This is a genomic window from Haloferax chudinovii, from assembly GCF_042663345.1.
GTDB classification, from domain to species: Archaea; Halobacteriota; Halobacteria; order Halobacteriales; family Haloferacaceae; genus Haloferax; species Haloferax chudinovii.
Genome location: NZ_JBHTAB010000007.1, coordinates 1 through 25011, shown reverse-complemented (window position 1 = coordinate 25011; position 25011 = coordinate 1). Strand labels below are relative to the sequence as shown.

32 protein-coding genes and 1 tRNA gene are annotated in these 25011 nt (G+C 67.6%); 21 read left to right on the top strand and 12 right to left on the bottom strand.

The features are described 5' to 3' along the window. Positions 1-333: 333 nt before the first annotated feature. Positions 334-528 (top strand): DUF7317 family protein, encoded by a 195-nt coding sequence (locus ACFQI8_RS12920; protein ID WP_004045182.1) that lies wholly within the window; start codon positions 334-336, stop codon positions 526-528. 126 nt (positions 529-654) lie between these two features. On the opposite strand, the gene ACFQI8_RS12915 is transcribed toward ACFQI8_RS12920, so the two are convergent. Further along, complete coding sequence (locus ACFQI8_RS12915) at positions 655-1785, bottom strand: 60S ribosomal export protein NMD3 (protein ID WP_390245388.1); 1131 nt, start codon at positions 1783-1785, stop codon at positions 655-657. A 37-nt stretch (positions 1786-1822) separates the two neighbouring features. Next, positions 1823-2464: a phosphoribosyltransferase gene (locus ACFQI8_RS12910; RefSeq protein WP_390245386.1), complete on the bottom strand. Its 642-nt coding sequence runs from the start codon at positions 2462-2464 to the stop codon at positions 1823-1825. Positions 2465-2587: 123 nt separating this feature from the next. Here ACFQI8_RS12910 and htpX point away from each other — a divergent pair, with 123 nt between their 5' ends. The 5 genes from htpX to ACFQI8_RS12885 all read left to right on the top strand — a co-directional run bounded on the left by htpX (position 2588) and on the right by ACFQI8_RS12885 (position 7155). Continuing rightward, positions 2588-3469 (top strand): zinc metalloprotease HtpX, encoded by an 882-nt coding sequence (gene htpX / locus ACFQI8_RS12905; RefSeq protein WP_390245384.1) that lies wholly within the window; start codon positions 2588-2590, stop codon positions 3467-3469. Between the two features lie 6 nt (positions 3470-3475). Next, positions 3476-4081 (top strand): PspA-associated protein PspAB, encoded by a 606-nt coding sequence (gene pspAB, locus ACFQI8_RS12900; protein ID WP_390245382.1) that lies wholly within the window; start codon positions 3476-3478, stop codon positions 4079-4081. A 280-nt stretch (positions 4082-4361) separates the two neighbouring features. Then, positions 4362-5393 (top strand): DNA repair and recombination protein RadA, encoded by a 1032-nt coding sequence (gene radA / locus ACFQI8_RS12895; protein WP_390245380.1) that lies wholly within the window; start codon positions 4362-4364, stop codon positions 5391-5393. 192 nt (positions 5394-5585) lie between these two features. Next, entirely contained in the window at positions 5586-6731 is a 1146-nt protein-coding gene (locus tag ACFQI8_RS12890) for an NAD(P)/FAD-dependent oxidoreductase (RefSeq protein WP_390245378.1), read from the top strand. A 10-nt stretch (positions 6732-6741) separates the two neighbouring features. Further along, positions 6742-7155, top strand: coding sequence for a helical membrane plugin domain-containing protein (locus tag ACFQI8_RS12885; protein ID WP_390245376.1), 414 nt, complete (start codon positions 6742-6744; stop codon positions 7153-7155). A gap of 46 nt (positions 7156-7201) precedes the next feature. Here the strand turns inward: ACFQI8_RS12885 and sufU are convergent, their stop codons facing one another. The 3 genes from sufU to sufS form a co-directional block, all read right to left on the bottom strand. Beyond that, positions 7202-7630 (bottom strand): Fe-S cluster assembly sulfur transfer protein SufU, encoded by a 429-nt coding sequence (gene sufU, locus ACFQI8_RS12880; RefSeq protein WP_390245374.1) that lies wholly within the window; start codon positions 7628-7630, stop codon positions 7202-7204. 72 nt (positions 7631-7702) lie between these two features. Then, positions 7703-8290: a mechanosensitive ion channel domain-containing protein gene (locus ACFQI8_RS12875; RefSeq protein WP_390245372.1), complete on the bottom strand. Its 588-nt coding sequence runs from the start codon at positions 8288-8290 to the stop codon at positions 7703-7705. A 103-nt stretch (positions 8291-8393) separates the two neighbouring features. Beyond that, the gene (gene sufS / locus ACFQI8_RS12870) at positions 8394-9674 is read right to left on the bottom strand and encodes a bifunctional cysteine desulfurase/selenocysteine lyase SufS (RefSeq protein WP_390245370.1); all 1281 of its coding nucleotides are present in this window, start codon (positions 9672-9674) and stop codon (positions 8394-8396) included. Positions 9675-9896: 222 nt separating this feature from the next. Between sufS and ACFQI8_RS12865 the strand changes: the two genes are divergently transcribed. Beyond that, positions 9897-10931, top strand: a complete 1035-nt coding sequence (locus ACFQI8_RS12865) for a PAS domain-containing sensor histidine kinase (protein ID WP_390245368.1) — start codon at positions 9897-9899, stop codon at positions 10929-10931. Between the two features lie 39 nt (positions 10932-10970). On the opposite strand, the gene ACFQI8_RS12860 is transcribed toward ACFQI8_RS12865, so the two are convergent. Both ACFQI8_RS12860 and ACFQI8_RS12855 read right to left on the bottom strand, forming a co-directional pair. Beyond that, positions 10971-11273, bottom strand: coding sequence for a DUF424 domain-containing protein (locus ACFQI8_RS12860; RefSeq protein ID WP_004968868.1), 303 nt, complete (start codon positions 11271-11273; stop codon positions 10971-10973). Further along, the gene (locus ACFQI8_RS12855; protein WP_004968869.1) at positions 11274-12014 is read right to left on the bottom strand and encodes a tetratricopeptide repeat protein; all 741 of its coding nucleotides are present in this window, start codon (positions 12012-12014) and stop codon (positions 11274-11276) included. A gap of 91 nt (positions 12015-12105) precedes the next feature. On the opposite strand from ACFQI8_RS12855, the gene ACFQI8_RS12850 reads away from it, so the two are divergent. Next, entirely contained in the window at positions 12106-12723 is a 618-nt protein-coding gene (locus ACFQI8_RS12850; RefSeq protein WP_390245366.1) for a histidine phosphatase family protein, read from the top strand. A gap of 26 nt (positions 12724-12749) precedes the next feature. Continuing rightward, a complete protein-coding gene (thpR, locus tag ACFQI8_RS12845; protein WP_390245364.1) occupies positions 12750-13304 on the top strand; it encodes an RNA 2',3'-cyclic phosphodiesterase in 555 nt (184 codons plus the stop codon). 6 nt (positions 13305-13310) lie between these two features. Here the strand turns inward: thpR and ACFQI8_RS12840 are convergent, their stop codons facing one another. After that, positions 13311-14252 carry a DMT family transporter gene (locus tag ACFQI8_RS12840; RefSeq protein ID WP_390245362.1) on the bottom strand — a complete coding sequence of 314 codons (942 nt, stop codon included), beginning with the start codon at positions 14250-14252 and terminating at the stop codon, positions 13311-13313. A gap of 172 nt (positions 14253-14424) precedes the next feature. Between ACFQI8_RS12840 and ACFQI8_RS12835 the strand changes: the two genes are divergently transcribed. From ACFQI8_RS12835 to ftsY, 6 genes are all read left to right on the top strand, one after another. After that, entirely contained in the window at positions 14425-14577 is a 153-nt protein-coding gene (locus ACFQI8_RS12835) for a 50S ribosomal protein L39e (RefSeq protein WP_004045214.1), read from the top strand. 3 nt (positions 14578-14580) lie between these two features. Beyond that, entirely contained in the window at positions 14581-14859 is a 279-nt protein-coding gene (locus ACFQI8_RS12830; protein WP_004045216.1) for a 50S ribosomal protein L31e, read from the top strand. Between the two features lie 3 nt (positions 14860-14862). Continuing rightward, a complete protein-coding gene (locus ACFQI8_RS12825; protein ID WP_390245359.1) occupies positions 14863-15528 on the top strand; it encodes a translation initiation factor IF-6 in 666 nt (221 codons plus the stop codon). 81 nt (positions 15529-15609) lie between these two features. Continuing rightward, entirely contained in the window at positions 15610-15786 is a 177-nt protein-coding gene (rpl18a, locus tag ACFQI8_RS12820) for a 50S ribosomal protein L18Ae (protein ID WP_390245357.1), read from the top strand. After that, a complete protein-coding gene (gene pfdA / locus ACFQI8_RS12815; RefSeq protein WP_390245355.1) occupies positions 15786-16256 on the top strand; it encodes a prefoldin subunit alpha in 471 nt (156 codons plus the stop codon). The genes rpl18a and pfdA overlap by 1 nt, the downstream gene beginning before the upstream one ends. A 26-nt stretch (positions 16257-16282) precedes the next feature. Next, positions 16283-17686 carry a signal recognition particle-docking protein FtsY gene (gene ftsY, locus ACFQI8_RS12810; RefSeq protein ID WP_390245353.1) on the top strand — a complete coding sequence of 468 codons (1404 nt, stop codon included), beginning with the start codon at positions 16283-16285 and terminating at the stop codon, positions 17684-17686. A 36-nt stretch (positions 17687-17722) separates the two neighbouring features. On the opposite strand, the gene ACFQI8_RS12805 is transcribed toward ftsY, so the two are convergent. Beyond that, on the bottom strand, positions 17723-18340 hold the full coding sequence (locus tag ACFQI8_RS12805) for a LysE family translocator (RefSeq protein ID WP_390245351.1): 618 nt from the start codon (positions 18338-18340) through the stop codon (positions 17723-17725). Between the two features lie 33 nt (positions 18341-18373). Beyond that, positions 18374-19348, bottom strand: a complete 975-nt coding sequence (locus ACFQI8_RS12800) for a D-2-hydroxyacid dehydrogenase (protein WP_390245350.1) — start codon at positions 19346-19348, stop codon at positions 18374-18376. Positions 19349-19438: 90 nt separating this feature from the next. On the opposite strand from ACFQI8_RS12800, the gene ACFQI8_RS12795 reads away from it, so the two are divergent. The 4 genes from ACFQI8_RS12795 to ACFQI8_RS12780 all read left to right on the top strand — a co-directional run bounded on the left by ACFQI8_RS12795 (position 19439) and on the right by ACFQI8_RS12780 (position 23155). Further along, positions 19439-20830 carry a signal recognition particle protein Srp54 gene (locus tag ACFQI8_RS12795; RefSeq protein ID WP_390245348.1) on the top strand — a complete coding sequence of 464 codons (1392 nt, stop codon included), beginning with the start codon at positions 19439-19441 and terminating at the stop codon, positions 20828-20830. A gap of 106 nt (positions 20831-20936) precedes the next feature. After that, complete coding sequence (locus ACFQI8_RS12790; protein WP_390245346.1) at positions 20937-21518, top strand: magnesium transporter; 582 nt, start codon at positions 20937-20939, stop codon at positions 21516-21518. Continuing rightward, complete coding sequence (locus tag ACFQI8_RS12785; RefSeq protein ID WP_390245344.1) at positions 21519-22079, top strand: magnesium transporter; 561 nt, start codon at positions 21519-21521, stop codon at positions 22077-22079. Positions 22080-22144: 65 nt separating this feature from the next. After that, positions 22145-23155 carry a nucleoside recognition protein gene (locus tag ACFQI8_RS12780; protein WP_390245342.1) on the top strand — a complete coding sequence of 337 codons (1011 nt, stop codon included), beginning with the start codon at positions 22145-22147 and terminating at the stop codon, positions 23153-23155. Between the two features lie 42 nt (positions 23156-23197). Here ACFQI8_RS12780 and ACFQI8_RS12775 read toward each other — a convergent pair whose 3' ends face one another. Continuing rightward, complete coding sequence (locus tag ACFQI8_RS12775; protein WP_390245714.1) at positions 23198-23614, bottom strand: RNA-binding domain-containing protein; 417 nt, start codon at positions 23612-23614, stop codon at positions 23198-23200. A gap of 2 nt (positions 23615-23616) precedes the next feature. After that, the gene (locus tag ACFQI8_RS12770; RefSeq protein WP_390245340.1) at positions 23617-24186 is read right to left on the bottom strand and encodes an AAA family ATPase; all 570 of its coding nucleotides are present in this window, start codon (positions 24184-24186) and stop codon (positions 23617-23619) included. Positions 24187-24334: 148 nt separating this feature from the next. On the opposite strand from ACFQI8_RS12770, the gene ACFQI8_RS12765 reads away from it, so the two are divergent. Both ACFQI8_RS12765 and ACFQI8_RS12760 read left to right on the top strand, forming a co-directional pair. Beyond that, the gene (locus tag ACFQI8_RS12765; protein WP_390245338.1) at positions 24335-24712 is read left to right on the top strand and encodes a YccF domain-containing protein; all 378 of its coding nucleotides are present in this window, start codon (positions 24335-24337) and stop codon (positions 24710-24712) included. Between the two features lie 43 nt (positions 24713-24755). Next, positions 24756-24829 (top strand) — tRNA-Arg (locus ACFQI8_RS12760). Positions 24830-25011 lie beyond the last annotated feature (182 nt).

Sequence of the window (25011 nt, the reverse complement as noted above, 5' to 3'; positions counted from 1 at the left end):
TGCTGTCTGTCCATGGGCGTGGGTCGGTCGGCCGGTAATTAACGCTTCTGAACCGATTCCCACGGGTGATAACCGCGTCCCGCCGAGCGTGCCCCATCGTCACGGTGTCATGCCATCTCGTCCCGTTCGAGCGGCAAAAATCGCCACAGTGTCCAAGAGAGTCGCCGCCTCCGATACATTTTCTCAATGATTGTTAATGAGTTTGGTCGTTTAACGAATGAATGACGACTATATGGTGACGTATGTAAATCTATACTCTTCCTAACTTTGTCTTTGACACGCTTTCTCACGAAATAGTTAACACCAATGCCCCTGAATGATGGAGTATCGGCCATGCACACCAACGCACTCGCCACGGCGATGACACTGTATCGTAGTGGAGCACTCACACTCTCGCAGGCGGCCGCTCGCTCCGGCTACTCCGAAGACGACCTGCTCCTCGCCCTCCAGCGCCACGGCGTGCCCGTCCACGAAGACGACGCTCCGGCCGCGTCCCTCTCGGCGGACCGGCCGGCCAGCGCCGACTGATTCTGCTCCGTCGTTCGATTGTCGTCCGTCTCCCAGCGACCGCTCTCTGGGTTCTGTGGCTGGTTCGGGCCGCGAGTCGTGAAACTGTCGTCGCCGTGCTCTTTCTATTCCCTTGCTGTCGCCCGCCTACTCCTCGTCTTCGCCTTCGACGACTTCCTCCGGGAGAATGTGTAGCCCCGACCGGCTCTTGAGGACCGGAACCATCGCGGCGTCGGGGTCGAAGTAGTCCGGTCGCGTGATAGTCTTCGCCTCGTACGTCTCGGGGTCGAGCACCTGCACGGCGTGTTCGTCCTCGACGGTGACGACGGTGGTCTCCTCCGCGTCCTCGACGGAGCCGAGGTCCTCGGCCTCGGGCCGCTCGCCCTCCTCGAACTCCGATTCGTAGGGGTCGCCGGAAGTGAGGCGCGTCCCCTTGAGGCGGCCGCGGTTGCTCCGCACGAGGACCGGGCCGTCGCCGTCTTCGGGGTCGATGACGTCGCCGGCGGTGTACCGCGGCAGGCGGGCGACGAACGTGACGCGGTAGACCTCGTTCCCGTCGCCGTCTTCCGTGACGAGCGTCGGGTGCTCCTTGATGGTGCCGCCGAAGCGCTCGCGAATCTGCTTTGCGACGCCGCTTCCCATCTGGTTGGTCGATATCTTGATGTTCGGGCCGTCGGGCGTCCGGTTCACCTCCGTGATGAAGGCGTTGCGGTCGCCTTTGTCCTCGCGTTCCGCGATGTAGGACTCGGCGATTTCGATTGCCGTCTCGGCCTCGTCGGTCGTCGGCGTCCGGTCGTCGGCGCGGACCTGCACGAGGCTGGCGAAGTAGCCGCCGGCGATGCGACCACAGCGCTGGCACGTCTCGCGGGCGATGCTCACCGGGACGACGACGGACTCCTCCAGCGGCGTGCCGCGGACGACGCCCGAGAAGTGACAGTGCATCCGGATGTTGTTCTCGTCGACCTGCTCGGGTTCGACGCCCCAGCGGACCTCCTCGGCGTTGAGGTGGACGCCGAGGGAGTTCGACACCTCCTCGATGGCGATGTCGGTGTAGTCGCGCGCGCCGACGTCGACCCACCGGTTGCCCCGGTGAATCGCGCCGCACTGCGCGCAGACGCGGACCTGCACCTCGTCGGGCGCGTCCACGAGGTCGAAGTCCTCGAAGTAACACGAGTCACAGAGCACGTCGTCTCGCTCGCGCGGCATCCCGGGGAGCGGTTCCGGCCGCTCCGGAACCGGGTCGCCGCACCGAGGGCAGAAGTCGCGGGATTCGCTCATTGACGGCTCTAGTCCGTTCGACCGCTTAAGTTCGGCGTCACGGCTCGGCACCCGCCCCGTCACGCAGGTACGACGCGGCCTCCTCGTCGGACACCTGCGCGAAGTCGCGGTAGAACGCGCCGACGGCCCCGAACGCCTCCGGCGACTCGACCGCGACGACCGCGTCGCACTCGGCTTCGAGCTCCGAGAGGGTGTGCGGCGGGCCGACCGGGACCGCGAGGACGACGCGCTCTGCGCCGCCGGCGACGACCTGCCGCAGGCACGCTCGGGCGGTCGCGCCCGTGGCGACGCCGTCGTCGACGACGACCACGCGCTTTTCGACCACGTCGGGAAGCGGGTCGCCGCCGCGGTACAGCGACACCTTCTCTCTGACCGCCTCGACCTCGCGCTCGCGCTCGCGGTCGAGGTAGTCGTCGCCCACGTCGAGATACGAAAGGAGGTCCTCGTTCCACCACGCGCTCCCGTCGCCGGCGACCGCCCCCACGGCGAGTTCGGGGTTGTCCGGCGCACCGACCTTGGTGGCGACTACCACGTCGAGCGGCGCTCTGAGGCGGTCTGCGACCTCCCTGCCGACGGGGAGGCCGCCGCGCGGAATGGCCAACACGAGGTCCGCCGTCTCGTCTCTCCCGTCGAGCAGGTCCGCCAGCCGGCGGCCCGCGTCTTCCCTATCGGCGAACATGTCACCCGGAACTACGCGCTCCCGCGGCAAAACGATATGTCCCGATTCCTCACGACCCGGGCATCGCGTGCGACAGCTTCGCACTCCAACAGCGTTTATTAGCCGGATTACTAATAGCGAGGCATGAACTGGAAACCGGACTGGGGACTTCGCGGGCGGATGGCGCTCACGATGTTCCTCCTGTTCGCCCTCTACATCGTCTTCGCGGGGGTGTTGGCCTTCTACTTCACGAACCTGTCTGTCGTTGTCGGGTTCATGGCCATCTTCCTCTTCGCGCAGTTCTTCTTCAGCGACAAAATCGCGCTGTACAGCATGGGTGCGCACGTCGTCGACGAGGACGACGGCCCGCAGGCGCGGAAGCTCCACGCGATAGTCGGTCGCCTCTCCCAGCAGGCCGACCTCCCGAAGCCGAAGGTCGCCATCGCCGACACGCGCGTCCCGAACGCCTTCGCGACGGGTCGCTCGCAGAAGAGTTCGGCCGTCTGCGTCACGACCGGCCTGATGGACACCCTCGACGACGACGAGCTGGAGGGCGTCATCGCCCACGAGCTCGCGCACGTGAAGAACCGCGACGTGATGGTCATGACTATCGCGTCGTTCCTCTCCAGCATCGCCTTCCTCATCGTCCGCTGGGGCTGGCTCTTCGGCGGCGACGACAACCGCCAGAACGTGCCGGTCATCGTCGCCATCATCGCGTCGCTCGTCGTCTGGATAATCTCGTACCTCCTGATTCGGGCGCTCTCGCGGTACCGCGAGTACGCCGCCGACCGCGGGGCCGCCGTCATCACCGGCCGCCCCTCGGCGCTGGCGTCCGCGCTCCTCAAGATTTCGGGCCGGATGGACAACGTCCCGAAGCGCGACATGCGCGACTCCTCGGAGATGAACGCGTTCTTCATCATCCCAATCAAGTCGGACCTCATCGGTCGCCTGTTCAGCACCCACCCGTCGACCGAGAACCGCGTCGAGCGCCTCCGTGACATGGAGCGCGAGATGGAGACCGTCTGAGTTCCGATGGGGTTGTTCGATTCCTTCCGCGCCGCGCTCGGAATTAGCGCCGAGTCCGACGCGACCACGAAGGCGGACCCCGAGGACCTCTTCGGGATGAGCACCGCGTACCTCACGATGGAGGCCGACCTCCGGTTCGACTCGGCCGACGAGGCGGCGCTGTGTTTCTCCTCCGTCGACAGCACCGACTTCGCCGACACCGTCGACGCCGTCGAAGACATCCTCACCGCCGGAAGCGAGGAGACCGGCACCGAGTTCAGCCGCCACACCGACGGCCACGGCTACAACTGGGTCGTCCTCGCCGACGACGACCCCGAGGACCTCGTGACGAGCGTCCACTTCGCCGCCGACGAGTTCATCGAGCGCGGCTACGGCTCGCGCCTGCTCGCCGCCCTGTTCGGCTTCGAGCGCGAGGGCGACCGCGCCTACTGGGTCTACTCGTTCCGCCGCGGGGCGTACTACCCCTTCGCCCCGCAGGGCACCTCGTCGCGGAACCAGAGTCTGGAGTTCAAACTCGAATCCGTCCTCGACGGCGAACTGGAGATAGAGGGCGACGAGAGCTACTGGTACCCGCTGTGGCCCTCGACGCCGAACGGCCACCCGTGGGACTGACCGCGCTCGCCCGACGCGCCCGACGCGCCCGACGCGCCTGACTCGCCCGACGCGCCCGCCGTCGACCCATCCCCCTCCGATTCGATTCTACTTCCGCGCCAGCCCGCGCTCCGAGCCGGTTTCGGAACGCCCCCGGTCTCTCGCTCGTTCGTCTCCGTTCCCCCGACATCGCCCTTGAACCTCCGCGATAGCCTGACTGTCGCCCCCGCCGAGTCTCCCGTTTTCACTTTCACCTCGCTGTTAACGAGGGTTTATCAGGGTATGGGCGGAACGACTGGGTATGGCAGAAGACGACCTCGAAAGTCTCCCCGGCGTCGGCCCGGCGACGGCCGACAAGCTCACCGATACCGGCTACGACAGCTATCAGTCCATCGCGGTCGCCAGCCCCGGCGAGCTGTCGAACAAGGCCGACATCGGCTCCAGCACGGCTTCCGACATCATCAACGCGGCCCGCGACGCGGCCGACGTGGGCGGCTTCGAGACCGGCTCGATGGTCCTCGAACGACGCCAGCAGATCGGCAAGCTGAGCTGGCAGATCGACGAAGTCGACGAACTCCTCGGCGGCGGCCTCGAAACGCAGTCCATCACCGAGGTGTACGGCGAGTTCGGTGCCGGGAAGTCACAGATAACTCACCAGCTCGCGGTCAACGTCCAACTCCCGCCGGAACTCGGCGGCCTCGGCGGCGGCTGTATCTTCATCGACTCCGAGGACACGTTCCGCCCCGAGCGTATCGACGACATGGTCCGCGGCCTCGAAGACGAGGCGCTCGAAGCGACACTCGAAGACCGCGAGATGGAGGGCTCCATCGACGACGAGGAGACGATGAAGGCGCTCGTCGACGACTTCCTCGACAAGATTCACGTCGCCAAGGCGTTCAACTCCAACCACCAGATTCTCCTCGCCGAGAAGGCCAAGGAGCTCGCCGGCGAGCACGAGGACACCGAGTGGCCGGTTCGACTCCTCTGTGTGGACTCTCTCACCGCCCACTTCCGCGCCGAGTACGTCGGCCGCGGCGAGCTCGCGGAGCGCCAGCAGAAGCTCAACAAGCACCTCCACGACCTGATGCGCATCGGCGACCTGTTCAACACTGGCATCCTCGTGACGAATCAGGTCGCGTCGAACCCCGACTCCTACTTCGGCGACCCGACCCAGCCCATCGGTGGCAACATCCTCGGCCACACCTCGACGTTCCGCATCTACCTCCGCAAGTCCAAGGGCGACAAGCGTATCGTCCGCCTCGTGGACGCGCCGAACCTCGCCGACGGCGAGGGCATCATGCGCGTGCAGGACGCCGGTCTCAAGCCCGAGTAAGCCGTCGCTCGGTCGGCCGGCCGACTTCACACGACTCCACGGTCCCCGTTCCCCACACGCCTTCCGTCTCACCACATTCTCCCCTTCGCCTCGCCGCCCCGAGCGGCCGAGCCGTCCCTCGGTTCCCACAATGTTGGAAACAGCTCGCAATACTATCACCTCGGCGGTCCACCGTTTAGGTGGGTGAACTCCATGACGCACCGAATCGTAGTCGTTGGCGGTGGCACGGGTGGGACGGTCGTTTCGAACCGTCTCGCCGAGGAACTCGAATCGGAAATCGACGACGGCGACGTGAAGGTGTCGCTGGTCTCCGACGACACGAAACACGTCTACAAGCCGGTGTTCTTGTACGTTCCGTTCGGAGTCGCGGAGCCGGACGACGGCGTCCGCGACCTGCGGGATCTCGTCGACGAGCGGGTGGACCTCGTCACCAACCGCGTCCGCCGCGTCGACACCGACGAAAAGCGCCTCTACTGTCAGGACGGCGACGAGGTGCTCGACTACGACACGCTCGTCCTCGCGACCGGCGCGAAGCTCGCCCCCGACGCCGTCCCCGGCTTCCGGGAGGGCGCACACCACTTCTACAGCGCCGAGGGAGCCGAACGACTCCGCGACGCGCTCGCGGAGTTCGATGGCGGTCGCCTCGTGTTGAGCGTCGTCGGAACGCCCCACATGTGCCCGGCCGCGCCGCTCGAATTCACGTTCATCGTGGACGACTGGCTCCGGAGCCGCGGTCTGCGCGAGGACACCGACCTCGTCTACACCTACCCGATGGAGCGGAGCCACGGGAAACCCGAGGTCGCCGAGTGGGCCGACCCGATTCTGGCCGAGCGCGGCGTCCGCGTCGAGACCGACTTCGTCGTCGACGCAATCGACCCGGACGAACGGGTCGTCTCGGCGAAAAGCGGCGCGGAAGTGGACTACGACCTGCTGGTCGGCATCCCGCCGCACCGCGGCGACGAGTTAATTATCGACTCCGGCCTCGGCGACGCCGGCTGGGTCGACGTCGACCAGCGGACGCTCCGCGCGACCGCCGCCGAGGACGTGTACGCTATCGGCGACACGGCGGCACTGCCCATTCCGAAAGCCGGGAGCGCGGCGCACTTCCAGGCGTTCACGGTCGCAGAGCGCATCGCGGCGGAAGTCCGGGGTCGCACGCCGACGAAGCGGTACGACGGCAAGACCGTCTGCTTCGTCGAGACCGGCCTCGACGAGGCGTCGTTCGTCTCGTTCGACTACGAGACGCCCGCGACGATGCGCCAGCCGTCGAAGCCCATCCACTGGGCGAAACACGCGTACAACGAATCGTACTGGCTGACCGCCAGGGGGATGCTCTGAGGTGAGACCAATGCAGGACCACGAACCAACCACGACGACCGAACAGCAGGTGCCCGACGAACTCGTGCGGGCCATCGAGAACAACCCGGAAGAGGTCGCGCTCCTCGTCGAGCGAATGGGTCTCGTCAACGACCTCATCGACGTGCTCGAACTCGGCGTCGGCGCGCTGGACGACGAGATGGTCCGGTCGCTCGCGCGGACCGGAACCTCCCTCGCGGAAGTCGCAGACGACGCTTCCGACCCCGACACCGTCGCCGGGATGAAGCGCCTGCTCCGCGCCGTCGGCGACGCGGAGGAGGCCGAGGCGACGCCCGTGGGCGCGGTCGGCCTCCTGCGGGCCACCCGCGACCCCGAGGTCAAGGCGGGACTCGGCTACCTCGTCGCGCTGGCGGCGGCGCTCGGCGCGGAGACGGAAGCAGAATAGCTCGAATCGCGCTCGGTTCGCCGGGTCACCGCCGGCCGAAGTCAGCTCAGTCGTCGCCGTCTTCGGTCTTCGTCTGCTCGATTTCTATCTCGCCGTCGTGAATCTTCGCGCCGTCCTGTGCGACCTGTCGCGCGAGAACGGCGCACTTGATACGCATCGGCGAGATGTCGACGCCGAGCATCTCGGTGATGTCGTCGGTGTCCATCGCGTCCAGTTCCGAGAGCGTCGTGCCCGGCAGTCGCTGAGTGAGCATGCTCGCGGACGCCTGACTGATGGCACAGCCATCGCCGGCGAACGCGACGCGCTCTATGGTCTCGCCGTCGTCGGCGAGCTGCACGTCCATCGTAATCGTATCGCCGCAGGAGGGGTTCTCCCCGGTGTGGGTGAACGTCGGCGACTCCAGCCGACCGTGGTTCCGGGGGTTCTTGTAGTGGTCCATTATCTGCTGACGATACATGTCTGAGCCAATGCCCATTGGTGTTCGTCGGGGCTACGCCCGAGCGCCGTAAAAGGATTCCGGGGCCGGCGATTCGGCCGAATTCGTCGCTTACGTCGCGCCCGACGCCGACGCGTCGTCCGCCGCCGGCGCGTCGTACTTCGTCCACTTCTTTTCGACGTCGCGGTTCGCCACGACGACGGTGTCGCCCTCCTCGTTCTCGAACCGCGTCTTTCGGAGTTCGATGGAACTGACCGTCCCCGTCACCGGGTCGGCTTTCACCCGGTCGCCGGGGTTGAAGTCGGGGTCCCGGAGCAGGTAGACGCCCGCCACCGTGTCGGCGATCATGTTCGACAGCGCGTAGGAGACGCCCAGCGCGATGAAGCCGGTCGCGGTGCCGAGGCTCGCCGCGATCTCGGTCATGCCGACGATGTTCAACAGCGCGAGCGCCGCGCCGAACCAGAGGAACACGCCCGCGACGGCGACGCCGAGTTCGACCACGAGGTCCTGTTCTTCGGGGTACAGTCCGTCGAGCACGCCGCGGACGACGAACAGTATCGCCCTGATGCCGACGTAGGCGAGCGCGAGGAAGACGACCGCGGTGAGCACCTTCGGCGCGGCGTCCTGCACCGCGCTCCCGAACCCCGCGACGGTCTCCCGGAACGTCTCGACGAGGAAGCCGGTCAGCGATTGGAGCATACGCTCCGACGACGTGTCAGCGGAACAAAGGCATTGGGGGCCGGCCGCTAAAACGGGAACGCGGCCGTACTCAGGGGAACAGTTCGCGGAACGACTCTCTGATTCAGGCGAACAGTTCGCGGGCGGTATCGATGCCGTCGACCAGCGCGTCGATTTCCGCTCTCGTGTTGTAGATGTAGAACGACGCCCGCGTCGAGGCCGCGACCCCGAGTTTGTCGTGGAGCGGTTGGGTACAGTGGTCGCCGGCGCGGATGGCGACGCCCTGTTCGTTGAGGATACTGGAGAGGTCGTGGGCGTGGACGCTGTCGAGGTTGAACGAGACGAGGCCGCCGCGGTCGTCGCCCGGCGGGCCGTAGATGTCGATGTCGTCGAACTCGCTGAGGCGGTCGTAGGCGTACTCCGCGAGCAGTTCCTCGTGGGCTTGGACGTTCTCCATGCCGATGTCGTCGAGGTAGTCCACGGCCGCGGCGAAGCCGACGCCCTGCGCGATGGGCGGCGTGCCGGCCTCGAACTTCCACGGCAGGTCCTCCCACGTGGAGTCTTCGTAGGTGACGCTCCGAATCATCTCGCCGCCGTAGAGATACGGTTGCATCTCGTCGAGGATGTCGCGTTTGCCGTAGAGCGCGCCGATACCCGTCGGGCCGCACATCTTGTGGCCCGAGAAGGCGAAGAAGTCGGCGTCGATGGCCTCCACGTCGACCGGACGCGTCGGGACCGACTGCGCGCCGTCGACGAAGGCGTAGGCCCCGACCTCGTGGGCCATATCGGCGAGTTCGGAGACCGGGTTGACGGTTCCGAGGGCGTTCGAGATGTGGACGACCGAGACCATCTTCGTGGAGTCGTCGATGAGTTCCTTCGCGTGCTCCATGTCGAGGCGGCCGTCGTCGTCGACGCGGATGTAGCGCACCTCAGCGCCGGTCTTCTTGGCAATCTGTTGCCACGTTACCAGCGAGGCGTGGTGTTCCATCTCGGTCATGACGACCGAGTCGCCCGGCCCGAGTTCGTCGAGGCCCCACGCGTAGGCGACGAGGTTCATCGACTCGGTGGTGTTCTTGGTGAAGACGACCTCCTCGCGGCCGCCGGACGCGCCGATGAACTCCGCGACGCGGTCGTGGGCGTTCTCGTAGGCGACGGAGGCTTCCTGACTCAGGTGGTGGATGCCGCGGTGGACGTTCGAGTTGTAGCCGTGGTAGTAGTCGACGATGGCGTCGACGACCCGCTCCGGCGTGTGGCTGGTCGCGGCGTTGTCGAGGTAGACGAGCGGCGTGTCGTCGTCGTCGTGTTCACCCGGCGTCGAGATGTCGCCGCCGACCTTCCGCTGGAGGATGGGGAACTCCGCGCGGATGGCGTCGACGTCGACAGGGTACGACTCCTGTACTCTCATTGGGTGTGAGTTACCCCCGTAGGCACAACACGTCTTCGGTCCGCCCACGGCTTCGAAACCGGGTTCGGTTTCGCCAGCCGGCAACTGTGGCCGGTGACGGTGACGCGACGGTGACAGGGACCGCGACGCGGGGGCGACGATGCGGCGGCGACGGCGATGCGGCGGCGACGTGTCGGTCACCCGCCCAAACGAATCAAGTAGCCCACGTCCGTCTCTCTGGTAATGTCGAACGCCACCTCGTCCTCGCTCGCGTTTTCGAGCCTCGACGCGCTCCCGACGCAACTCGCGATTCTGGACGAGGACGGCGTCATCGTCTACACCAACCGCGCGTGGCGGGAGTTCGGCAACGAAAACGGTTATCAGGGTGACAGCAATTCCGTCGGCACGAACTACCTCGGCGTCTGCGACCTCAGCGCCACCGACGGCGCGACGACGGCCAGCGAGGGTATCCGCGCCGTCATCGACGGCGACAGGGGGGAGTTCTCGTTCGAATACCCCTGCGAAACGCCCGACGAGCAACTCTGGTTCACCATGCGCGCCACTCGCTTCACCGACGACGGCGAGACGTACGTCCAAATCGCACACCTCGACATCACCGACCGGAAGCGCGCGGAGCTGGATGCCGAAGAGCGGGCCGAGCGCCTCCGGAACCTCGCGCGGATGCTCTCGCACGACCTCCGAAACCCGCTTTCGGTCGCCGTGGGCTACGTCGAATCGCTCCTCGAGGAGGCGGTCGACGCCGACGGGCTCGAACAGGTCGCCGGCGCGCTCGACCGGATGGAACATATCATCACCGACGCGCTGGTGTTGGCCCGCCACGACGCGGTCGAGGAGCTGTCGACGGTTGACCTCGAAACGCGCGCGGCGACCGCGTGGGAGCACGTCGATACCGGCTCAGCCGACCTCGTCGTCGCCGATTCATTCGAGTTCCGCGCGGACCCGAGTCTGCTTGGGCACGTCTTCGAGAACCTGTTTCGGAATTCGGTGGAGCACGGCGCGCGCGACGACCTGACCGTGAGGGTCGGCGTCCTCGACGGCGAACAGGGTTTCTACGTCGAGGACGACGGCGTCGGTATCACCGCCGAGGCGTGCGACGAGGTGTTCGAGACCGGCTACACCACGGGCGAGGAGGGGACCGGCCTCGGTCTGTCAATCGTCGCGCAGGCCGTCCACACTCAGGACTGGGACGTCGCCGTCACCGAGTCCGCTCGCGGCGGCGCTCGCTTCGAGATAACGGGCGTCGAGCGACCGGCGTAACGGCGCGGAAGCGCGGAGAATCCGAGTTTCGACGGCGGCTCAGCGGAGCCAGAGCAGTTGCGCGTGGAGCGTGCCGCCGACTTCGAGGACGGTCTCCTCGTCCACGAGGCCGGCGTCGATGGCGACCGAGACGGACTCCTCGCCGACGATGTTGGCGACGGTCGCGCGGGTGAGGCTATCCACGACGGCGTCTTCGTCGGCGGTCTCGGCCTCGTCGCCGCCGTAGAAGTCTTCCGTCACGTCCAGCGAGACGCCGTCGTCGGTGTAGGTCTCGCCGATGCAGTCGGGGTCGCAGACCGAGACGAGGAGCCCCTCGGGGGTCTCCCGCTCGCGGAGGAGCATCTAGTACTCCTCGACGAGCTCGGCTTCGGCCTGCTCGCGGAGGTCGTCGGCCTGCTGTTGGGCCTGCTCTGCTTCCTCGTCGCGGCCCAGTTCTTCGAGCGCGCGCGCCTTCTCCTCGTGGACGCCCGGGGTGCGCATCCCGAGGCGGATGGCGTTGTCGAAGGCGTTGACTGCGTCCTCGTTGAGGCCGCGCTCGTGGAGGAAGAAGCCGCGGTTGTACCACGCCTGGGGGAACCGTGGGTCGAGTTCGACCGCGCGCTCCGCGTGGTCGAGCGCGTCGGCCGTCTGGCCGGCCTCCCAGAGCGCGTACGCGAGGTTGGTGTGGGCCGTCGCGGCGTGCTCGCTGTCGTCGTCGAGCTTGAGCGCCTCTCGGTAGGAGCCGATGGCCTCGTCCCACTCTTCGAGTTGGCCGTGGGCCGCTCCCTTGTTCACCCACGCCTCCTGGGCGATATCGTCGTCGTCGCCGGCGAACCGAGCGACGCGCTCGAACGCCTCGGTCGCCTCCTCGAAGCGGTTTATCTGCATGTACGAGAGCGCCACGTCGAGCAGTTTCTCGATGTCGACGTCCTCGGGGTCGATGTTCCGCTGGTCGAGGATGTCGGTCAGGACGCGCGAGTCGACCGGGTCGACCTTCGTCGGGTCCACCGAGAGTTCGGGCGGGTCGAGCGAGAAGTCGGAGTAGTCCTCGTCGAACCCCTGCCCCTCTGAGAAGCGGTGGGGTCGCTTGCCGTCGTCGGTCATATAGCCGCGCTTGGGCGTCACGGCGGTTAAACGCTACGTCAGCGGGACGACACCGACCGCTTTTTAGCCTCCCGCGGGCGAGCGTCTCCGAATGTCCGCGCCCCCGACGACGGTCGTATCGTTCGTCCGGCACGCCCACGTCCCGTCCGTTCCCAACGCCGAGCGCGCCCGCGGCCTCTCGCGTCGCGGCCGCCGCGACGCCGCCCGCGTCACCGCGCACCTCGCCGACCTCGCGGACGTGGTCGCCACCGGCCCCGCCGAGCGCGCCCGTGCGACCGTCGAGGGCGTCGCCGACGCGGCGGACGCCCCGCTCATCGTCGACGACGACCTCAGAGAACGCGAACTCGCGGAATCGCACGTCGAGGATTTCGACGAGGCCGTCGAACACCTCTGGGCGAACCCGAACGCGTCGCACCCCGGCGGCGAGTCCCACGCCGAGGCGCAGGCCCGGGGCGTCGCCGCCGTGGACCGACTGGTCGAGGCGTACCCCGACCGCCACGTCGTCGTCGGCACCCACGGGACGCTCATGGCGCTCGTGTTCAACGCCTACGACCCGCGCTACGGCCGCGAGTTCTGGACGGGGCTGACGACGCCCGACGTGTACGAGGTGACGTTCGTGGACGGCGAGGCGTTCAGCATCGCCCGGACGTGGACGCCCGAGGAGGCCGCCCGCGAGGGCGACGCCGACGGCGACCCGGCGGAACGTTAACGTCCGAATCGGGTCAATTATATGTCATGCGTTGCTTTCTCGCCGTCGACCTCCCCGACTCGCTCGCGGCGGGCGTCGCCGCGGTGCAGGACCGGCTTTCGGACGCGGACGGGCTTCGATTCACCGACTCCGAGGGGGCGCACGTCACCCTGAAGTTCCTCGGCGAGGTGTCGCCGGACCGCGTCGACGAGTTGGAAGACGCGGTCGAATCGGCCGTCGACGCCGCCGGAGTCGGCCCCTTCGACGCCTCAGTCGTCGGACTGGGCGTCTTCCCCTCGCTGGACTACATCCGCGTCGTCTGGCTCGGCGTCGACGACGGCGCGGACGAGTTGACGCGATTACACGACGCTATCGAGCGCGAGACGACGGCCGTCGGCTTCGACCCCGAGGACCACGGGTTCACGCCGCACGTCACGCTCGCCCGCATGGACGACGCCCGCGGGAAGGACCTCGTCCGGCGCGTCGTCGAGGGCGAGTCCCCGACGGTCGGGTCGTTTCGCGTGCGCGAGGTGCGCCTGAAGAAGAGCGACCTCGGTCCCGACGGCCCCGAGTACGAGACGGTGGCGCGGTTCTCGTTGTGAGGCGCGTCAGTCGTCGGTCGGCCGCCGCCCGCGCCGCCGGTCGACGACCCGCCGGAGTTCGGCCCGAACCGCATCGCGCTTGAACAGCAGGAAGCCCGCGAAGATGAGCGCGAAGCCGGCGACGGTGGCGCGCGTCGGCACGCGCCCGAGGACGGTCCAGTCGGCGAGCGCGGCGAACCCCGGGATGACGTACTCAAGGAGGCTCACTTCGATTGGGCCGACCCGGTCGAGGAGCCAGAAGTACAGCAGGAAGCCGCCCGCGCCGGCGACGATTGCGAGGTAGCCGGCGGCGACGAGCGTCGTCTGGGTCCACGCCGCGTCGGCGGCGGACTCCCACGGCAGGGCGGCGCTCGTGACGTGGAGCGTGACCGCGCCGACGAGCATCATCCACGCCTGCACGGAGACGAGCGACATCCCCGTCTCGCTGTCGTGGGTGAGCACCGCGCCGAGGGCGAAGGCGACGGCCGAGCCGAACACGAGAACCGCGCCGACGAGGTTCGACGACAGCAGGTTCCCCGGGTCCGGGTTGGCGATGACGACGAGGCCGAGAAAGCCGAGGACGAGTCCGACGACTCGGTGTGCCGAGAGTCGCTCGCGGGTGGCCGTCAGCCGGGTGAGCGTCGGGGTCGCAAGCGGGATGATGCCGAGGAGGACCGACGCCACGGAGCCGGGGACGTACACCTGTCCGGAGAACAGGAGCGCGTGGTGCGCGCCGATACTGAACGCGCCGCCGGCGAGAATCGGCCGCCACTCGCCGCGGGCGGCGGGGATGACCCGGTCGCCGCGGGCGACGGCGACGGCGAACAACAGGAGCGCCGCCACGTCGAAGCGGACCGCCCCGAGGAACGCCGGCGGGACGGTCCGGAGGGCGATGTCGGTGGCGAGGAAGGCGCTCCCCCAGACGGCGGAGAGCGCGAGGAAGGCGACGGCGGTCTTGGCCCGACTCATTTGCGTCGGCTTTCGCGCCGACGGTACTGAATGAGTCGATTCGGCCGCCCGTCCGTGCCGCCGGCCCGGGAGAACACCGCGTTTCAGCCGATTCGGGCGTGCGGACGCCCCTCACACGCCCGAAACGCGAAGGAACAAGATTTTATGCGGAGGATGGAAAGTACAGCCCACTATGGGTAAGAAGTCGAAGTCTAAGAAGAAGCGTCTGGCGAAGCTCGAACGCCAGAACAGTCGCGTCCCCGCGTGGGTCATGCTCAAGACGGACATGGAAGTCACGCGAAACCCCAAGCGTCGCAACTGGCGGCGGAGCAACACGGACGAGTAAGCAATGAGCGCAAACGACTTCGAGGAGCGCGTCGTCACCGTCCCGCTCCGAGACGTGCAGGCGGTTCCGGCACACGAACGCGCGGGTCGCTCGATGACGCTCATCCGCGAGCACCTCGCCAAGCACTTCAAGGTCGACGCCGAGAACGTGCGTCTCGACACGCAGATCAACGAGGACATCTGGGCGCACGGTCGGCAGAGCCCGCCGAGCAAGTTCCGCGTCCGTGCCGCGCGTTTCGACGAGGACGGCGAGTCGGTCGTCGAAGCGGAACCGGCCGAGTAAACGGTGCTTCGCGCCTCCTTCGCCGGTTCGTCCTACATCGGCGTCTTCGCTCGCGCGACCGACGACGCGCTGTTGGTCCGTCCGGACGCCGACGACTCGCTCGCCGAGCAGATGGCCGAGGAACTCGACGTGCCGCTGGTCAAGACGACCGTCGGCGGGTCGGGAACGGTCGGCGCGTTAGCGACGGGTAACGAGAACGGACTGCTCGTGTCGAGCCGCGCGACGTCCCGCGAGAAGGAGGCCCTCACCGACGCCGCGGACCTCCCGGTCTACGAGCTTCCCGGTCGCATCAACGCCGCCGGCAACGTCGTTCTCGCGAACGACTACGGCGCGTACGTCCACGCGGAGCTCTCCGACGAGGCCGTCGCGGCCGTCGAGGAGGCCCTCGACGTCCCCGTCGAACGCGGCGACCTCGCCGACGTTCGGACCGTCGGGATGGCGGCCGTCGCCAACAACCGCGGCGTCCTCTGTCACCCGAAGTCGCGCGAACCCGAGCTCGAAGCGCTCGAAGCGCTCCTCGACGTTCGCGCCGACATCGGCACCATCAACTACGGCGGCCCGCTCGTCGGCTCCGGCCTCGTCGCCAACGAGGACGGGTACATCGTCGGCGAGGACACGACCGGCCCGGAACTGGGTCGCATCGAAGACGCCCTCGATTACATCGACTGAGGGCTTCCCGTCCCCCCGTTTTTCGCTTCAGTTTCGCTCCGAGTAGGAAGACCTTTCCCGCTCGGCACCCGACCGACGTGCATGAGCCAGTTCATTATCACGGGCAGCTTCACGAGCCGTGGCGTCGTCCACGAGTTCACGAAGACTGTCGAAGCGCCGAACGAGAACGTCGCACAGGAACGCGCCTTTTCGCTCATCGGGAGCGAACACGGAATCAAGCGCACGAAGGTCGACCTCAACGAGGTGTCCGCGGCATGATGGGTGGCGGTCAGCAGCAACTCCAACAGCTCTCCCAGGAACTGCAGGCCCTCGACGAGGAGATCGAATCCCTCGAAAGCGAGGTCTCCGACCTGAACGACGAGAAAGACGAGATCGACGAGGCTGTCGACGCCATCGAGACGCTCGAATCGGGGTCGACGGTGCAGGTCCCCCTCGGCGGCGGCGCGTATCTCCGCGCCGACGTTCAGGACATCGACGAAGTCGTCGTCTCCCTCGGCGCGAACTACGCCGCCGAGCAGGAACAGAGCACGGCTATCGAGACCCTGCGACGCAAGCAGGACGCGCTCGACGAGGAAATCGCGAGCGTCCGCGGACAGATCGAGGAGCTCGAAGAGGAGAGCGACGAGATCGAAGAGCAGGCGATGCAGGCCCAACAGCAGATGCAGCAACAGCAGATGCAACAGATGCAACAGATGCAGGGCGAGGGCGGCGACGGCGACGACGAGTAAGGTAACCCCCACCTCCTACTATTCAGATGTTCGACGGACTGAAGAAGAAACTCAACCGCTTCCGTAACGACGTTGAAGAGACCGCCGAAGAGAAGGCCGAGGCGGCCGCCGACGAGGCCGAAGCCGACGCCGACGCGGAAGCGGACTCAGCACCAGCAGACGCGGCGGTCGAACCCGAGGCGTCCGAGCCCGCTGATGTCGACTCCGACGCTGACACCGACGCCGTCAGCGGCGCGGCCGCCGGTTCCGAAGTCAACGCGGTCGACGCGGTCGACGCGACCGACGCTCCCGCGGACGCCGAGTCGGTGACCGAGACGGAGTCCGCGTCCGAACAGGGCGCGGCGACCGCGGAGGTCGAAACTGAAGCCGAAGCCGCCGCGGCGGCGACGTCGGCCGGCGAACCGGGCGACACTGACGCGGACACGGTCGACGAGCCGAGCGGCGAGTCGACGGCCGACGAGGTCGAACCGCACGAGTCGCTCGCGTCGGACGCCGCGAAGGCGGCGCTGACCGAGGAGGACGACGACGATTCGTCCGGTCCGGGTCGGCTCCGCCGCGCCGCCGCGTTCGCCACGGGGAAGGTCGTCATCGAGGAGGAAGACCTCGAAGACCCCCTCTGGGAGCTGGAGATGGCGCTCCTCCAGAGCGACGTCGAGATGCAGGTCGCAGAGGAGATTCTCGAAACCATCCGCGAGAAGCTCATCGGCGAGACGCGAAAGCAGGTTCAGAGCACCGGTCAGCTCGTCTCCGAGGCGCTCCACGACGCGCTGTACGAGGTCATCAGCGTCGGGCAGTTCGACTTCGACCAGCGCATCGCCGAGGCCGACAAGCCGGTCACGCTCATCTTCACCGGCATCAACGGCGTCGGGAAGACGACGACCATCGCCAAACTCGCCCGCTACTTCGAAAAGCAGGGCTACTCGACGGTGCTCGCCAACGGCGACACCTACCGCGCCGGCGCGAACGAGCAGATTCGCGAGCACGCGGAGGCGCTCGGCAAGAAGCTCATCGCCCACGAGCAGGGCGGCGACCCGGCGGCGGTCATCTACGACGGCGTCGAGTACGCCGAAGCCCACGACATCGACATCGTCCTCGGTGACACGGCCGGTCGGCTCCACACCTCCAACGACCTGATGGCGCAGTTGGAGAAGATAGACCGCGTCGTCGGCCCCGACCTCACGCTCTTCGTCGACGAGGCGGTCGCCGGGCAGGACGCGGTCGAACGCGCCCGGCAGTTCAACGACGCGGCCGCCATCGACGGCGCGATTCTGACGAAGGCCGACGCCGACTCCAACGGCGGCGCGGCCATCTCCATCGCGTACGTGACGGGCAAGCCCATCTTGTTCCTCGGCGTGGGACAGGGCTACGACCACATCGAGAAGTTCGACCCAGAGCAGATGGTCAACCGCCTGCTCGGCGAAGACGAGTAATCGGACTCGGTCCGTCGACCCTTTCTCTCGGCCGCCTCACTCCAGTACGAGCACGACTCCGAGCAGCAGCATCGTCCCCGCGCCGACGTAGTTCAGCGCGCTCGCGAGCCGCGTCTCCGCGACCCGCGACCCGAGTCGGTCCGCGCCGAGCGCGACGACCGACAGGTACAGCGCCGTGAGGACGGCGTAGGTCGCGCCCAGACTCGCCATTCGGACCGTGGTCCCCGCGCCCTGTCCGGCGAAGCCGGGGAGGAACGCGAGGAAGAACAGCGCGACCTTCGGGTTGAGCGCGTTGACGAGGACGCCCCGCCGAAAGCTCGCCCCGCTTTCGGTCTCGACCGCGGGGTCGAACTCGTCGTTTCGGAGGGCGGCGACGCCGAGGTACACGAGGTACGCCGCGCCGACGTACTTGACCGCCGCGGCGGCCTCGGGGACGGTTCGAAAGAGCGCCGCGACGCCGAGTGTCGCGAGAAACGTATGAAAGAGGACGCCTGTGGCGATGCCAAACGCCGACCGGACCCCCGGCCCGCGACCGTCGAGGCCGCGGGCGAGGACGTACATCGTGTCGGGGCCGGGCGCGAGGATGAGCGCGACCGCCGCCCCGCAGAACGCGAGATAGGTCCCGGCGTCGAGTCCGAACGCGAGCGTCGTCATCGCGCGGGCCTACGATTCGTCGCGGGAAGTAGCTCAGGGGTTCGGACTCGGAACCACCTGATTGCGGAGCGTGGGCACGCCGTCCCCGGACGCCGACGCCAGTCGCTCGACGTTCTCCGCGAGGATGTCGGCGACGCGCGTCCAGTAGTGCGGGGTGTGGCCGGAGACGTGCGGGGTGATGTAGACGTTCTCGAACCCCCAAAGCGGGTGGTCCTCGGGAAGCGGCTCGGGGTCCGTCACGTCGAGCGCGACGGCGCGGAGGCGGTTGTCCCGAAGGTTCGACACGAGCGCGTCGGTGTCGACGACCCCGCCGCGCGCGACGTTGACGAGGACGGCGTGCGTGGGAAGCGCCTCCAGCGCCCGGCCGTCGATGAGCCCGCGGGTCTCGTCGGTCAGCGGGCACGCGACCACGAGGTAATCGGTGCGGACGAGCGCCGATTCGAGGTCGTCGAACCCGACTACCTCGTCGGTCGGGCCGCCCTTTTCGGGCGTGTAGCGGACGCCGACAGTCTCGACGCCGAACGCGTCGAGTCGCTCGACGACCGCCTGCCCGATGGCACCGAGGCCGACCACGGTGGCCGTCGACCCCCGCAACTCGCCGTACGACTGGAAGCGCCGCCACTCGCGGCGTCGCTGGCGGCGGAGTCCCTCGTCGAGTCGGCGGGTGATCATGAGGAGCCAGCCGATGACGTGTTCGGCGATGTTGGGGCCGTGGACGCCGGAGGCGTTGGTGACGACGACGCCGCGCTCCCGGAGTGCTTCCAGCGGGAGGTGGTCGTAGCCGGCGGCCGCGCCGGCGAACAGTCTGAGTTCGTCGGCCGCGTCGAGCACGTCGTCGGGGAGCGACGTGCCGGTGATAATGGTCGCGTCGCGCGCGGCGTCGAGCGTCTCCGCGGTCGTCTTCGGGTGGCGCACGGTCGCGTCGGGCAGGCGCTCGCGGAGGGCCGCGGCGTACTCCGACGCCGGGATTCCGTGCGTGGGGCGGTCGAGGACGAGAATCGTGGTCATCGAGTGCGCTGTCGGGGCCCGGGGCGATAGGTGTTGGCCCCGAACGCGACGGATAAAGCCTTTACCGGCGCGACGGCGTAGGAAGGCACAATGGTACTCGACAATCTCGGGAGTTCCCTCCGCGGCAGTCTCGATAAACTCCGGGGGAAGTCCCGCCTCGACGAGGACGACGTCCAGGAGATCGTCAAGGAGATTCAGCGCTCCTTGCTCTCCGCCGACGTCGACGTCAGCCTCGTCATGGACCTCTCGGACTCTATCAAGACCCGCGCGCTGGAAGAAGAGCCGCCGGGTGGCACGAACGCCCGCGACCACGTCCTGAAAATCGTCTACGAGGAACTCGTCGACCTCATCGGCGAGTCGACGGAGATTCCGCTCGAATCGCAGACCATCATGCTCGCCGGCCTCCAGGGGTCGGGGAAGACGACCACCTCCGCCAAGATGGCGTGGTGGTTCTCGAAGAAGGGACTCCGCCCCGCGGTCATCCAGACCGACACCTTCCGCCCCGGCGCGTACGACCAGGCCAAGCAGATGTGCGAGCGCGCCGAGGTCGACTTCTACGGCGACCCCGACTGCGACGACCCGGTCCAAATCGCCCGCGACGGCCTCGAAGCGACCGACGACGCCGACGTGCACATCGTCGACACGGCCGGTCGCCACGCGCTCGAAGACGACCTCATCGCCGAAATCGAGGAGATCGAGGGCGTCGTCCAGCCCGACCTGAACCTGCTCGTCCTCGACGCGGCAATCGGGCAGGGGGCGAAAGAACAGGCCCAGCAGTTCGACGAATCCATCGGCATCGGCGGCGTCGTCATCACCAAACTCGACGGGACGGCGAAGGGCGGCGGCGCGCTGACCGCCGTCAACGAGACCGACTCGTCTATCGCCTTCCTCGGCATGGGCGAGACGGTCCAGGACATCGAGCGCTTCGAGCCGAACGGCTTCATCTCCCGCCTGCTCGGGATGGGCGACCTGAAACAGCTCTCCGAGCGCGTCGAACGCGCCATGTCCGAGACCCAGGCCGAAGACGAGGACTGGGACCCCGAGGAGATGATGAAGGGGAACTTCACCCTCAAGGACATGCAAAAACAGATGGAGGCGATGGACAAGATGGGGCCGCTCGACCAGGTGCTCGACATGATTCCGGGCTTCGGCGGCGGCATCAAAGACCAGCTTCCGGACGACGCGATGGACGTGACGAAAGACCGGATGCGCGCGTTCGAGGTCATCATGGACTCGATGACCGAAGCGGAACTGGAGAACCCGCGGAAGGTCGGCGCGTCCCGCGTCAAGCGCATCGCGCAGGGGTCGGGACAGGACGAAGAGACGATACAGGAACTGCTCGAACAGCACCGCATGATGGAACAGACCATCAAGCAGTTCCAGAACATGGGCGACGGCGACATGCAGCGGATGATGAAGAAGCTCCAGAATCAAGACGGCGGCGGCGGCATGGGCGGTCTCGGCGGTATGGGTCCGTTCTGAACCACCCCACGATTTCCTCGCCGCGTGTTCTGTGCTTGCCCGCGCGATTTCCTCGCCTCGCCACGATACCCCCGACTTTTAACGCTCGGGTCCGTCGCACCCCACAATGACCGTGCGAGACGTGGCAATCGAGGCCTACAAGGAAGCCTTGCCCGCCCTCGCGGCCAGCCTCGTTGGCGGCCTCGTCGCCGGCGTCGTCCTCGGGGGGATGCGTGCCGAACTCCGGGCCGTGCCGGGGCTTCTCGTGCTCGTCCCCGCGCTCTTGGCGACCCGCGGCAACGTCTACGGCTCGCTCGGCGCTCGCATCGCCACCGCGCTCCATCAGGGCCTGATCGAACCCCGCGTCACCGGCGGCGACGAACGCCTCCGGGCGGCCGCGACGGCCGCGCTCGCAAACGGCGTGCTCACGAGCACGTTCGCCGCCGTCGTCGCGTTCTTCCTCCTCACGTTCCTCGGTAGCCGGGTCGCGCCGCTCTCGATTCTCGTCGGCGTCGCCATCGTCGCCGGCCTGCTGTCCGGCATCGTCCTGACCGTCGTCGTCGTCAGCGTCGTCTTCGCGGGCTACCGCCGCGGACGCAACCCCGACACCATCGTCGGCCCGGTCGTGACGACGACCGGCGACGTGTTCGGCGTCCTCTTTCTGCTCATCGCCGTCAGAACCGTCCTCGCCGTCGCGGGGGTGTTCTGAGTGCCGACCGAGTGGACCGTCCGCGCCATCACGCGGGCGATGCTCCCGGTGTTGCTCGTGCTCACGCTCGTCGAGCTCGGAAGCGGTCTCGTCCTCGGAAGCTTCGAGGCGCAGTTGTTCCGCTACCCGTCGCTTCTCGTGCTCGTCCCCGTCACCATCGGGACCGCTGGGAACCTCGGGAGCGTCCTCGCGGCGCGGCTCTCCACGTCGTTCCACCTCGGGACGCTCTCGTTTTCGCCCCGCGACGACGAACTCGCGGGCAACGCCGTCGCCACACTCGCCCTCGCGGTGACGGTGTTCCCCGTCATCGGCGCGGGCGCGTGGGTCGCCACGCTCCTCGTCTCCGGCGACACGTCGCTGGCCCTGCAGAAGGTCGTCATCGTCGCCCTGTCGAGCGGGATTTCGCTCGCGGTCCTCGCGGTCGCCGTGACGTTCTCGGCGACCTACGTCGCCTATCGGTTCGGCCTCGACCCCGACGACGTGGTCATCCCCGTCGTCACCAACCTCTGCGACGTGCTGGGCGTCGTCGTCCTGTTCGGGGTCGCGCAGGTGCTCGTCTGACCCCCCGTTCGAACCGCCTCTCGCCGACCGACGCCGATTAGTTCGCTCGGTACCGACCCTCGGTCGTGCAGTCGTCGGCCCTCCTCCCGGTGTTGTTCGAGGTGCTCCCGCGAGTCGCGCGCATCGCCGCCTACATCGCCGTGGGCGTCTTCGCCGCGAACCTCGTCGTCGCTTTCGGCCTCGTCGAGCGCATCGCCGGCCTCTCGCGGTATCTGACGAGCCCCGCGAACCTCCCAGACGAGGTGGGGACGGCCATCGTCACCACCGCCGCCTCGACGACGGCGGGCTACGGGATGCTCGCGGAGTTCCGCGAGTCGGGCGTCCTCGACGACCGGGCGACCCTCGTCGCCGTCACCATCAACACGTTCTTCGGCTTCGTCCAGCACATCTTCACGTTCTACTGGCCGGTGCTCATCCCCATCCTCGGCCGCGAGGTCGGCTTCATGTACGTCGGCGCGCGAGCGGCCATCGCGCTCGCCATCACCGCGACCGGCGTCGTCGCCGGCGCGGTGCTCCTCTCTGACCGTAACACGACCCCCGTCGCGGTCGCCGAGACCGACGGCTCGGGCGGGGTGGGCGATGCGGCCGCCAGCGCGGATGACTCCGCCGACGCGGACGATACCGACGACTCGCTCCGCGAGGCGGTCGAAGACGCCGCTCGGAGCACGTGGACGAAGCTTCGGCGCATCGTCCCCCGGCTGGCCGTCGTCTACGTGGTCGTCACGCTCCTCCTGCGGACGACCGACCTCGAATCGTTCGCGGCGCTCGCCAGCCCGCTGACGAACCTCGTCGGCCTACCGGGCGCGGCCGTCCCCGTCGTCGTCGCGTTCGCGTTCGACACGACGACCGGCGCGGCGACCATCGCGCCGGCCGTCGGCGAGACGTTCACGCCGAAACAGGCCGTGGCGACGATGCTCATCGGCGGCATCATCTCCTTTGCCGTCTCGACGTTCAAGCGGTCGATTCCCTTCCAGTACGGCATCTGGGGCCCCGAGTTCGGGTCGAAGGTCATCGCCGTCAACACGGGGCTAAAAATCGTCTTCATCGCAGTCGCGGTGGCGCTGTTGGTCGCCTGAGCCGACGGGAACTCCGCTTCCGTCTCCGGTTTCGACGCCGATTTAGCGGTCGTTCGGGTCGACCGGTCGCCCGTCTTCGGTCGGCGGCGCGATGTAGTCGATGACCTCGTCGACGGAGGGGTCGCGGACGGTCACGTGCACCTCGATGTCGCCGAGTTCGTCGGGGTTGCCGACGGAGAAGTTGACGACGCCCTTGAACGCGGCCTGCTTTTTCAGCGCGAACGAGAAGCCGTCGTCGTCGCGGCGCTTCGCGAACTCGCGGCGGGCGGTGTCGAGGATGGTCTGTTCGTGGAGGCGCTCGGAAAAGCGCTCCAGTTCGTGGGTCTCGCCGACGAGCTGTCCGGGTTCGTGGTCGAGTTCGACGCCGGGGAAGATGTTCTCGACGGCGTCGCCGACGCGGTTCGTGACCTCGGTGTCGCGGACGGGCACCTCGATGCGGACGTCGACGCTGTAAATCAGGCTCACGCGTCGGCCTCCGTGACCGCCTCCGGTCCCTCTTCGAACAGCTTCGTGATGGTCTCGCGGTAGTCCGCCAGCGTGCCGGTGTTCTGGATGACCACGTCGGCGCGGTCCATCGCGTCGCCCATCCCGAAGTCGAGTTCGCGGCGCTCGCGCTTTTTGAGCGCCTCCACGTCGGTGTCGCTGTCGTCGCGGTCGCGGTCGAGCAGGCGCTCGGCGCGCGTCTCGAACGGTGCTTCGACGCTCACGAGGACGAAGTCGTCGCCGAACGCCTCGCGGAAGCGGTCGAGTTCGACGCCCGACCGAAGCCCGTCGACGAGCACCACGTCGTTCGATTCGAGGTGCCGTTCGACCATCGGCAGGGACCGCGCGGCGATGGCGTCATCGCCCTCTTCCTCGCGGAGCGCGGTCGCTATCTTCCCGTGGTCCGTCGCGGGGTCGAGGCCGCGCTTGCGACACTCCTCGCGGATGACGTCGCCCATCGTCACGACGGGCACGCCCGCGTTGCGGGCCACCTCGGCGAGTTCGCCCTTGCCGCTTCCCGGCAGGCCGACCGTCCCGATGACTCTCATAGCCGGTGTTACCGCGTTGGCGCTGTTAAAGCCTCCCTTCACGTCGCTCCGGGTGGCGGGTTTCGCCGCTTCCCCGCCGCCGACCCGATGTCCCCCGCCTCGCTTGACCACCCCGTCGCTTTTCGCCTCGGCCCGCGTATCTACGCCCATGTCTCAGCGCTCGTTCGTCGTTCGCGCCCTCTGGTTCGTCTTCGTCGGCTGGTGGGCGACGCCCGCCGTCGTCAACGTCGCGTGGTTCCTGAACGCGACCGTCATCGGCATCCCGCTCGGCGTCGCGCTCATCAACCTCGTGCCGACGGTGCTCTCGTTGAAGGAACCGAAATCGCGGCTCGAACCCGACTCGTCGCGGGGCCAGCGGTCACTCGTCGTTCGCGCCGTCTACTTCGTGTTCGTCGGCTGGTGGCTGAGTTGGGTCTGGGCGAACGTGGCGGTGCTGTTCACGCTCACCATCGTCGGTCTCCCGGTCGGCATCTGGATGCTCAACCGGCTCCCGGCGGTCACGTCGCTGTACCGGTTCGACGGGTAGAACCCGATTCGTTTTTCTTGCAGGACCGGTTTGTGGGCATCGAGGGCGCGTAGCTCAGTCGGACAGAGCGTCGGACTTCTAATCCGATGGTCGCGGGTTCGAATCCCGTCGCGCTCGCTCGGCCGGAGGCCTCGCTCGCGCGACGGACATCGCAAACGCTTCGCGTTTGCTCAATCCCGTCGCGCTCTTTTCGTTGTGGGAGACCGCCGAGCGACAGCGAGGCGTGTCGGAACGCCACGCGCGGGATTCGAATCAAAGAGCGACTGCCCCCTCGTCGCGTCGCCCCGAACACTGCCGAA

Excerpts from the sequence above, each read along its gene's own strand:
- ACFQI8_RS12920 (WP_004045182.1), top strand. The coding sequence starts at position 334 with ATGCACACCAACGCACTCGCCACGGCGATGACACTGTATCGTAGTGGA.
- ACFQI8_RS12915 (WP_390245388.1), bottom strand. The coding sequence starts at position 1,785 with ATGAGCGAATCCCGCGACTTCTGCCCTCGGTGCGGCGACCCGGTTCCG.
- ACFQI8_RS12910 (WP_390245386.1), bottom strand. The coding sequence starts at position 2,464 with ATGTTCGCCGATAGGGAAGACGCGGGCCGCCGGCTGGCGGACCTGCTC.
- htpX (WP_390245384.1), top strand. The coding sequence starts at position 2,588 with ATGAACTGGAAACCGGACTGGGGACTTCGCGGGCGGATGGCGCTCACG.
- pspAB (WP_390245382.1), top strand. The coding sequence starts at position 3,476 with ATGGGGTTGTTCGATTCCTTCCGCGCCGCGCTCGGAATTAGCGCCGAG.
- radA (WP_390245380.1), top strand. The coding sequence starts at position 4,362 with ATGGCAGAAGACGACCTCGAAAGTCTCCCCGGCGTCGGCCCGGCGACG.
- ACFQI8_RS12890 (WP_390245378.1), top strand. The coding sequence starts at position 5,586 with ATGACGCACCGAATCGTAGTCGTTGGCGGTGGCACGGGTGGGACGGTC.
- ACFQI8_RS12885 (WP_390245376.1), top strand. The coding sequence starts at position 6,742 with ATGCAGGACCACGAACCAACCACGACGACCGAACAGCAGGTGCCCGAC.
- sufU (WP_390245374.1), bottom strand. The coding sequence starts at position 7,630 with ATGGGCATTGGCTCAGACATGTATCGTCAGCAGATAATGGACCACTAC.
- ACFQI8_RS12875 (WP_390245372.1), bottom strand. The coding sequence starts at position 8,290 with ATGCTCCAATCGCTGACCGGCTTCCTCGTCGAGACGTTCCGGGAGACC.
- sufS (WP_390245370.1), bottom strand. The coding sequence starts at position 9,674 with ATGAGAGTACAGGAGTCGTACCCTGTCGACGTCGACGCCATCCGCGCG.
- ACFQI8_RS12865 (WP_390245368.1), top strand. The coding sequence starts at position 9,897 with ATGTCGAACGCCACCTCGTCCTCGCTCGCGTTTTCGAGCCTCGACGCG.
- ACFQI8_RS12860 (WP_004968868.1), bottom strand. The coding sequence starts at position 11,273 with ATGCTCCTCCGCGAGCGGGAGACCCCCGAGGGGCTCCTCGTCTCGGTC.
- ACFQI8_RS12855 (WP_004968869.1), bottom strand. The coding sequence starts at position 12,014 with ATGACCGACGACGGCAAGCGACCCCACCGCTTCTCAGAGGGGCAGGGG.
- ACFQI8_RS12850 (WP_390245366.1), top strand. The coding sequence starts at position 12,106 with ATGTCCGCGCCCCCGACGACGGTCGTATCGTTCGTCCGGCACGCCCAC.
- thpR (WP_390245364.1), top strand. The coding sequence starts at position 12,750 with ATGCGTTGCTTTCTCGCCGTCGACCTCCCCGACTCGCTCGCGGCGGGC.
- ACFQI8_RS12840 (WP_390245362.1), bottom strand. The coding sequence starts at position 14,252 with ATGAGTCGGGCCAAGACCGCCGTCGCCTTCCTCGCGCTCTCCGCCGTC.
- ACFQI8_RS12835 (WP_004045214.1), top strand. The coding sequence starts at position 14,425 with ATGGGTAAGAAGTCGAAGTCTAAGAAGAAGCGTCTGGCGAAGCTCGAA.
- ACFQI8_RS12830 (WP_004045216.1), top strand. The coding sequence starts at position 14,581 with ATGAGCGCAAACGACTTCGAGGAGCGCGTCGTCACCGTCCCGCTCCGA.
- rpl18a (WP_390245357.1), top strand. The coding sequence starts at position 15,610 with ATGAGCCAGTTCATTATCACGGGCAGCTTCACGAGCCGTGGCGTCGTC.
- pfdA (WP_390245355.1), top strand. The coding sequence starts at position 15,786 with ATGGGTGGCGGTCAGCAGCAACTCCAACAGCTCTCCCAGGAACTGCAG.
- ftsY (WP_390245353.1), top strand. The coding sequence starts at position 16,283 with ATGTTCGACGGACTGAAGAAGAAACTCAACCGCTTCCGTAACGACGTT.
- ACFQI8_RS12805 (WP_390245351.1), bottom strand. The coding sequence starts at position 18,340 with ATGACGACGCTCGCGTTCGGACTCGACGCCGGGACCTATCTCGCGTTC.
- ACFQI8_RS12800 (WP_390245350.1), bottom strand. The coding sequence starts at position 19,348 with ATGACCACGATTCTCGTCCTCGACCGCCCCACGCACGGAATCCCGGCG.
- ACFQI8_RS12795 (WP_390245348.1), top strand. The coding sequence starts at position 19,439 with ATGGTACTCGACAATCTCGGGAGTTCCCTCCGCGGCAGTCTCGATAAA.
- ACFQI8_RS12790 (WP_390245346.1), top strand. The coding sequence starts at position 20,937 with ATGACCGTGCGAGACGTGGCAATCGAGGCCTACAAGGAAGCCTTGCCC.
- ACFQI8_RS12770 (WP_390245340.1), bottom strand. The coding sequence starts at position 24,186 with ATGAGAGTCATCGGGACGGTCGGCCTGCCGGGAAGCGGCAAGGGCGAA.
- ACFQI8_RS12765 (WP_390245338.1), top strand. The coding sequence starts at position 24,335 with ATGTCTCAGCGCTCGTTCGTCGTTCGCGCCCTCTGGTTCGTCTTCGTC.